The 7745-nt window shown below is 72.0% G+C and carries 6 protein-coding genes; 1 reads left to right on the top strand and 5 read right to left on the bottom strand.

Features of this window, described 5'->3' with window-relative positions; genetic code table 11:
* From A4R25_RS20460 to A4R25_RS20440, 5 genes are all read right to left on the bottom strand, one after another.
* Window positions 1-612 (bottom strand): IS5 family transposase (locus tag A4R25_RS20460; protein WP_157539131.1); only part of this gene is annotated, 612 nt, incomplete at its 3' end.
* A 109-nt stretch (window positions 613-721) separates the two neighbouring features.
* Entirely contained in the window at window positions 722-1297 is a 576-nt protein-coding gene (locus A4R25_RS20455) for a hypothetical protein (protein ID WP_064447749.1), read from the bottom strand.
* A gap of 934 nt (window positions 1298-2231) precedes the next feature.
* Window positions 2232-4187, bottom strand: a complete 1956-nt coding sequence (locus A4R25_RS20450; protein ID WP_064447748.1) for a VWA domain-containing protein — start codon at window positions 4185-4187, stop codon at window positions 2232-2234.
* A 2-nt stretch (window positions 4188-4189) separates the two neighbouring features.
* Window positions 4190-5671 (bottom strand): hypothetical protein, encoded by a 1482-nt coding sequence (locus A4R25_RS20445; RefSeq protein ID WP_064447747.1) that lies wholly within the window; start codon window positions 5669-5671, stop codon window positions 4190-4192.
* A gap of 58 nt (window positions 5672-5729) precedes the next feature.
* Complete coding sequence (locus A4R25_RS20440; RefSeq protein ID WP_064447746.1) at window positions 5730-6698, bottom strand: aldo/keto reductase; 969 nt, start codon at window positions 6696-6698, stop codon at window positions 5730-5732.
* A gap of 57 nt (window positions 6699-6755) precedes the next feature.
* On the opposite strand from A4R25_RS20440, the gene mgrA reads away from it, so the two are divergent.
* The gene (gene mgrA, locus A4R25_RS20435) at window positions 6756-7745 is read left to right on the top strand and encodes an L-glyceraldehyde 3-phosphate reductase (protein WP_064447745.1); all 990 of its coding nucleotides are present in this window, start codon (window positions 6756-6758) and stop codon (window positions 7743-7745) included.

Here is a 7745-nt window from a genome sequence, read left to right as displayed (position 1 = left end):
TAGGCGGGGGTGGAACAGCCGGGTGCGCCAGAGCAGGTCACGGGCGATGGTGCGGTCGTTGACGTGCGCGCCGGTGATCATGACGGCCAGGAGCAGGCCCATGGTGTCCACGACGATGTGGCGTTTACGGCCGTTGACCTTCTTCGCGACGTCGAAACCGCGGCTGTGTCGGGGCACGGTGTCCGCGGCGCGCACCGACTGAGAATCGATCGCTCCGGCGCTGGGATGCGCGTGCCGTCCGGCGGCGGTACGGCACTGCTCCCGCAACCGGTCGTGCAGACGCATCAACGTGTGGTCATCGCGCCATCGAGCGAACCACCAGTACACCGTCCCCGGGGGCGGGAACTCCCGCGGCAGGGCCCGCCACGGACAACCGGTGCAGGCCACATACAAGATCGCCGTGACGATTGCCCGCATCGGATGCGACGGCGGCCGCCCCCGCCGACCGACCGACACCGGCGTGACCAGCGGCGCGATCAACGCCCACTGCGCATCGGTCAGATCACTGGGATACCGCCGCCGCACCGCCCGTTCCCGTTCCCGCCGCACCCGCTGCGACGGATAACGGCGGGGCGACGCGGACGGCGTGACAGTGATCGGGTACAACGTCATCAGAAGGCCCTCGGTATGGAAACGGTTGGCTCGACACCACCGGACCTACCGAGGGCCTTCCCTCACCTCAACCCGACACGCCGCCGCACCCCAAATCTCAAACACTCACTTACTTGTTCCAGTGCTCAGCGACGAGGTCGGCGGCCTGCTGCTCCCACTGGGCGTAGTGGTCCGGGTAGGCGGAGACCTGGACGGTCTGGGCGGCCTTGGTCAGCGGCATGTCCTTCCAGCCGTCGACCTGCTTCAGACCCTTCAGGAACGCGGTCGTGGAGTACTCGGGGTCGGTGATCTGCTCCACCGTGCCCCAACCGGAGGAGGGGCGCTGCTGGAACAGGCCCTGCGAGTCGTGGTCGTTACGGTCACCGAGGTGGCCGAGGTTCTCCAGCTTCGACTCCTGCAGGGCGGTCGCGATCGACACGACCGCGGCACGCTCGTCCATGCCGGCCTTCTTCGTCGCCGCGATGATCGCCTTCACGTTCTTGGTCTGCTCGTCATTGAGGTCGATGCGGGACTGGGCGCCCTGCACGCCGTGCGGGATCAGCTTGTCGGACTGCACCGTGGCGGTGACCGGCTTGGCGGCGTGGGTGGTGTCGGCCGCGTGGGCGGCGACCGGGCCGGCGAACACGCCACCGGTGAAAGCCAGACCAGCAATACCCAGGATGCTCTTACGCAGAATCGTGTTCATGATGGGGGCTCCATTCGGGGGTCGACACACCCCCCGGGGGGACCGGGGGTGCGTGGGCACCGTCAGGCGCTCAAGAAAGTCTCAAGGGGGATCTCGGCTGCTCGCGGGGGCTGGTGGGCCTCTACGCGGCGCCGGGAGGATGTCCAACGACTGTCGGCCCGGCATCATTCCCGGGCCAGCTCACGCTGTCGGGGGTGCGGCGCGGGGCTCACGTCGTCGGAACCATGCTCAACGACCAGCCGGGCGGGATGATTCCCCGCGGCTCACGCCGCCGCACGTACTCAACGACCGGCACTGTTCCCACAGCCCGCACCCCCTCGCTCCGGGGGCGCGGCCCTGCTCGATCGTTCACCCGGTTACAACGCCACCGGCCCGCCCACGATTCCACCCCCAAAGTGCCGCCCACCACCCCCGAACCCGACAACCCGCACACCACCGACCAGACTCGCCCAGCCCATCCGGACACCTCGCTCTGCACCCCGGCGATCAAGGAGTTTGCGGCCCTTTCCGGCACCCACAAGGACACAAACCCCTTGATCACCCTCGAAGAAGCCTCCCCGGGCACCCACCACAGGGTTGATCATGAGGTTAGCGGCGACATAACGGACACCAGGTGCCGCCAAGTTCATGATCGACGCGAGCGGGCAGGGCGGTGCGGTGCGCTGGACGGGAGCGAAGCGGCCGCGACCGGCCCCGCGATCTTGCAGTTTGCGCCCTCCGAGCACCCGATTCGCCAGGTTTGCGGGGCACCAAAGTGCAAGATCGCGCGCACTCAGGGGCCTGGGGTCGGGATCTTGGAGTTGTGGTGCCTCGCGAAAGGTGTCAAGCCGGGCGTCCTGGGCGCCACAACTCCAAGATCGACGAGAACATGCGAGAACATGGGAGGACGAGGGAGCGCGGGGACCGGGGGGCGGGAGGATGAGGGAGCGCGGGGTCAGCGGCGGCCGTGGCGGGCTCGTAGGTAGTCGGACACCACGTACTCGCCCAGGTCGTCCAGGTCGGGGGTGAACATCCGGCCACCCGAGCGCCGCGCCACCGCGTCCACGAACCGGCGCAGCCCCGGGTCGTCGCCCAGCATGAACAGGTTGAGCGTCGCGCCGTACCGGGTCAGCCGGTCCACCTCCCGGATCGTCGCCGAGATGGTCTCCGGCAGCGGCGGCCAGTGGAAGTACGCCTCGCCGTCCCCCGGGTCCAGGTGCGCGGTGGGCTCGCCGTCGGTGACCACGAGCACCACCGGCTCGGCGCCCGGGTGGCGGCGCAGGTGCCGGCCGGCGAGCCGCAGCGCGTGCTGGAGGTTGGTTCCCTGCTGCATGTCCGGCTCCACCGCCGCCAACTCCTGCTGGGTCAGCGGCATCGCCTCCCGGCCAAAGCCGACGATCTGCAGCGCGTCCTGCGGGAACCGGGTGGCCATCAGGTGCGACAGGGCCAGCGCGGTCTGTTTCATCGGGCCCCAGCGCCCCTGCGAGATCATCGAGTACGACAGGTCGACGCAGAGCACCACGGCCGCCGACGCCCGCCGTTCGGTCTCCACCACCTCGAAGTCCTCGACCGCGAGCGGTACCGGCACTCCGGGGCCGGCCCGGCGTACCGCGCGGGTGAGTGTGCGCACCACGTCCAGCGGCTGCTCGTCGCCGTACTCCCAGGGGCGGGACGCCCCGCTCACCTCGCCGGCCGCGCCCGCGGTGCGCAGGTCGTGCTGGCCGCGCGGGCCGGCGGTCAGGTCGGAGAAGACGCGCCGCAGCGCGGTGCTCGCGAGCCGGCGCAGCGCCTTCGGGCTGAGCGTCAGCCCGTCCGCGTCGCGGGTGACCCAGCCCTGGCGGCGCAGTTCGCGTTCCAGTTCCTGCAACCGGCGTACGTCGTCGGCGGCGTCGCGGCCCAGCGTGCGGGCGACCGCCTCCACGTCGACGTCGTCGAGCGTGGCGCCGGGCTGGTCCTGGTCGAGGGAGTCCAGCAGTTCGTCGAGTTCGGCGATCTCGTCGAGCGCGCCGGTGGCCTCGCCGTAGCCGAGCGGCTGGTCGCCGCGTACGCGCTCGCCGCGCTGCCAGTTCAGGTCCGGCCGCAGCGACCGCAGGTGCGCGTCGAGCTGGGACAACTCACCGGCGAGCCGGTCGCCGAGCGACTGGCGCATCAGTCCGGCCAGTTCCTCGCGCTGCCGGTCGGACAGCGACCGCATCAGTCGCTCACCTGCAGCCGCCCGCCGGGCCAGCACGTCGATCAGCTCGTCGACGTTCCTGGGCCGTTCCGGGAAGAACTCCCCGTGCCGCCCCATGAACTCGGCGAACGCGTCGGTGGTGTCCTCCGAGCGGGCGTGCCGGGCGAGCAGGTCGTTGAGGTCGCGCATCATCTCGGCGAGCTGCCGCTGGGCGGCCGGGTCGGCGGCGGCCCGCGCCGCGTCGCGCAGCCCGGCGAAGCGCTGCTCCAGCACGTCGCCACGCAACCCGTCGAGGATGCGCTGGTAGGTCTGCCGGGCCTCGGCGCTGGCCCAGTCGTACCCGGAAAGCTCCGACACCGCGCGGGCGGTGGAGCGGGGCAGGTTGTCGAGCACGGCCTCGGCGAACCGGGCGTCGTCGCCGTCGCGGCCGCGCAGCTCGTCGCGTTCGGCGGCGAGCGCCTGGTCGAGCAGCGCCCGGGCCCGGGTTACGGCGCCGTCCAGGTCGCCGCGGCGCAGCGCCTCCCGGCGCAGGCGGCGGGCGCGGGCGGCCAGGTCGTCCAGGCCGCCCCGCCCCTGCGGGCCGCGCCGCAGCAGCTCACGCAGCGACTCGCGCAGGCTGCCGCCGGCGAGCACGTCCGAGCCGACCGCGTCCACCGCGGCGCGCACGTCGTACGGCGGGGCGAGCGGGTCGGGTCCGCCGCGCCACTGCCCGTACCGGAAGCGGTTGCCGCCGGCCATTGTCAGTCCCGGTCCCCGTAGACGGTGCGCCCCGATTCGGTGACGTCCTTGCCGAGCCGGCGGGTCAGGTGCAGCCCTTCGAGCACGAACTCGATGCCGGCGGCGGCCTCCTCCGGGCTGGGCGCGTCGCCGAGCCCGAGCCGGTCGAGCACCTTGGCCAGCCCCGGTACGGTGCCGACCTGGCGCAGCAGCTCGGCCGAGGAGACCAGTTCCCCGGTCTCCACGGCGCCGCCCTCGGCGACGATCGCGGTGAAGCCGGACAGGTCGAGCCCGGCCAGGCGGGCGCGGAACGTCTCGGCGGTGGCGGTACGCAGCAGGTGCGCGAGCACCTCGATCTCGCGTCCCTCCTCGCCGCTCTCGAACTCGACCTTGCCGCGCAGCGTGGAGGTGACCGACACGGTGTCGCCGATCCGGGCCACCGGCGCCTCCGGCCGGGGCGCCGACCCGGCCCCGCCACCCGAGGCAGCAGAGGCACCGGCCAGCAGACCGGACCGACGCAACGCGGCGGCGGCCACCGTCTCCGCGGCGGCGATGGCGAACCGGGCGGACACACCCGAGCGCGGGTCCACCGACGGGGACTCCCGCACGTCGCGGGCGAACCGGGCCAGCACCTCCAGCACGTGTTCCGGTACGACGGCGACCAGGTCGGCCTCCTGCCGGATCAGCGAGAGCTCCAGGTCGAGGTCGAGGGGGTAGTGGGTACGGATCTCCGCGCCGAACCGGTCCTTGAGCGGCGTGATGATCCGGCCCCGGTTGGTGTAGTCCTCCGGGTTGGCGCTGGCCACCAGCAGCAGGTCCAGCGGCAGCCGCAGCTGGTAGCCGCGGACCTGGATGTCGCGCTCCTCCAGCACGTTGAGCAGCGCCACCTGGATGCGTTCGGCCAGGTCGGGCAGCTCGTTGACGGCGAAGACGCCCCGGTTGGTACGCGGTACGAGCCCGAAGTGGATGGTCTCCGGGTCGCCGAGCGTGCGCCCCTGGGCGAGGCGGATCGGGTCGACGTCGCCGATCAGGTCGCCGACGCTGGTGTCCGGCGTGGCGAGCTTCTCGCCGTACCGCATCGAGCGGTGCAGCCAGCCGATCGGCAGGTCGTCGCCGGCCGAGTCGACCAGTGCCCGGGAGGCGGGGGTGATCGGGTGCATCGGGTGCTCGTTGAGCACCGAGCCGGGAATCACCGGGGTCCACTCGTCCAGCAGCGCGCCGAGCGAGCGGATCAGGCGGGTCTTGCCCTGCCCGCGCTCGCCGAGCAGCACCATGTCGTGCCCGGCGAGCAGCGCGCGCTCGACCTCGGGCAGCACCGTGTCCTCGTAGCCCACGATGCCGGGGAAGCGGTCCTCGCCGGAGCCCATCCGGGCGAGGAGGTTGTCTCGGAGTTCCTGCTTGACCGTGCGGTACTGGTGGCCGGCCGCGCGCAACGCGCCGAGCGTGCTCGGCAGCTCGGCGGGCGGGACCGGGGGAACCTGGTTGGGAGCGGTCACCCGATCCACGCTAGCGCGCTCCGGTGACCGGCGGCGCCCGTCGCCACTGACGCCGCCGGAGCGCCGCTCACCTCCCGAGGCGGGCGCGGACCATCCGGGGCACCGCGGCCAGGCCGGTGACCGGGCGGAACGCGTGCGCGGCGGCAACCAGCGCGGCGTACTCGTCGTCGGTCAGGTCGATCTCGGCGGCGGCCGCGTTGCGTTCCATCTGCTCGACCCCGGACGCGCCGGGGATGGCCACCACGTTCGGGTGCCGCAGCACGTACGCGAGCGCGATCTGGCTCGGCGTGGCGTCGTGCGCGTCCGCGACCTCGCGCAGCGTGGCGATCAGCGCGGTGCCGCGTTCCAGGTTCTCCGGCAGGAAGTACGGGTTGGCCCGGCGTACCGCCCCGGCGGGCGGGTTCGTGGCGTCGTAGCGGCCGGAGAGGAAACCCTGCGCCAGCGGCGAGTACGCGATGACGATCCGGCCGGCCTGCTCCGCGTACGGGATGAGGTCTTCCTCGGGGCCGCGGTCGATCATGCTGTAGCGGACCTGGTTGCTCAGCACCCGGCGGCCCAGCGCGGCCTCGGCGAACCGCCACCGGCGCAGGCCGTAGTTGCTGACGCCGACCTCGCCGACCAGTCCGACGTCCTGCAGCGAGCGCATGCCGCGCATGGTGGTGGTGTCGGCGACCACCGGGTTGGCCTGGTGCACCTGGTAGAGGTCGATGCCGTCGACGCCGAGCCGGGCGGCGGAGGCGACCGCGCGTTGCTGCACGACGGGGGCGACCGGCAGCAGCGGGAAGATCTTGCTGGCGACGACGACCTTGCTCCGGTCGTCGCCCAGCGCCGAGCCGAGGATGCGCTCGCTGCGGCCGAAGCCGTACAGCTCGGCGGTGTCGAACAGGGTGACGCCCAGGTCGAGCGCCCGCCGGACGATCTCGGCGGCGCGGCGCTCGTAGTCGGGGCCGTAGCCCCACTCCTTGGAGCCGAACTGCCAGGTGCCGAGGCCGATCTTGGAGATGGGCTTGGGGGTGTCGAGCTGCACGTAACGCATGTGGCCGAACGTACCCGCGCCGCTGCGGCCGCACTCCGCTGCGGACAGAATGGCCCCGTGACATACCTCGCCAGCGACGACCGTTACCACGAGATGATCTACCGGCGCAGCGGCCGGAGCGGGCTGAAGCTCCCCGTCATCTCCCTCGGCCTGTGGCACAACTTCGGACCGGACCGGCCCTTCGAGCGGCAGCGCGACATCGTCCGCCGCGCCTTCGACCTCGGCATCACCCACTTCGACCTGGCCAACAACTACGGTCCTCCGCCCGGTTCGGCGGAGGAGAACTTCGGCCGGCTGCTCGCAGGCGACCTGAAGCCGTACCGGGACGAGCTGGTGATCTCCAGCAAGGCGGGGTACCTGATGTGGCCCGGCCCGTACGGCGAGTGGGGCTCGCGCAAGTACCTGATCTCGTCGCTGGACCAGTCGCTGCGCCGCCTCGGGCTGGACTACGTCGACATCTTCTACTCGCACCGGTTCGACCCGGAGACCCCGCTGGAGGAGACGATGGGCGCGCTCGACGCGATCGTCCGCTCCGGCAAGGCGCTCTACGTGGGCATCTCCAACTACGACTCGGAGCAGACCGAGCGCGCCGCCGAGATCCTGCGCGACCTGGGCACGCCGCTGCTGATCAACCAGCCGTCGTACTCGATGATGAACCGCTGGACGGAGAGCGACGGCCTGCTGGACACGCTGGAGGGCGTCGGCGCCGGCTGCATCGCGTACAGCCCGCTCGCCCAGGGCCTGCTCACCGACCGTTACCTCACCGGCATCCCGGCCGACTCCCGGGTGCGCACGAGCGTCTTCCTCAACGAGGCCGACCTCGACGAGGAGACGATGGCGACGGTCCGGGGGCTCGCCGCGGTGGCCGAGCGGCGCGGTCAGACGCTCGCCCAGCTCGCCCTCGCCTGGGCGCTGCGCGACCCGCGCATGACCAGCCTCATCATCGGCGCGAGCAGCGTGGCGCAGCTGGAGGGCAACGTGGCCGCGCTGGACAACCTCGACCTCGCCGGTGACGACCTGGCCGAGATCGAGGGCCTGCTCGGCTGA

Origin of the sequence: Micromonospora sp. NBRC 110037, from assembly GCF_001652995.1 — a bacterium.
Lineage (GTDB): Bacteria > Actinomycetota > Actinomycetes > Mycobacteriales > Micromonosporaceae > Micromonospora > Micromonospora chalcea.
Note: the sequence above shows the minus strand (reverse complement) of the source record. Positions and strands in the feature narration are given on the sequence as shown.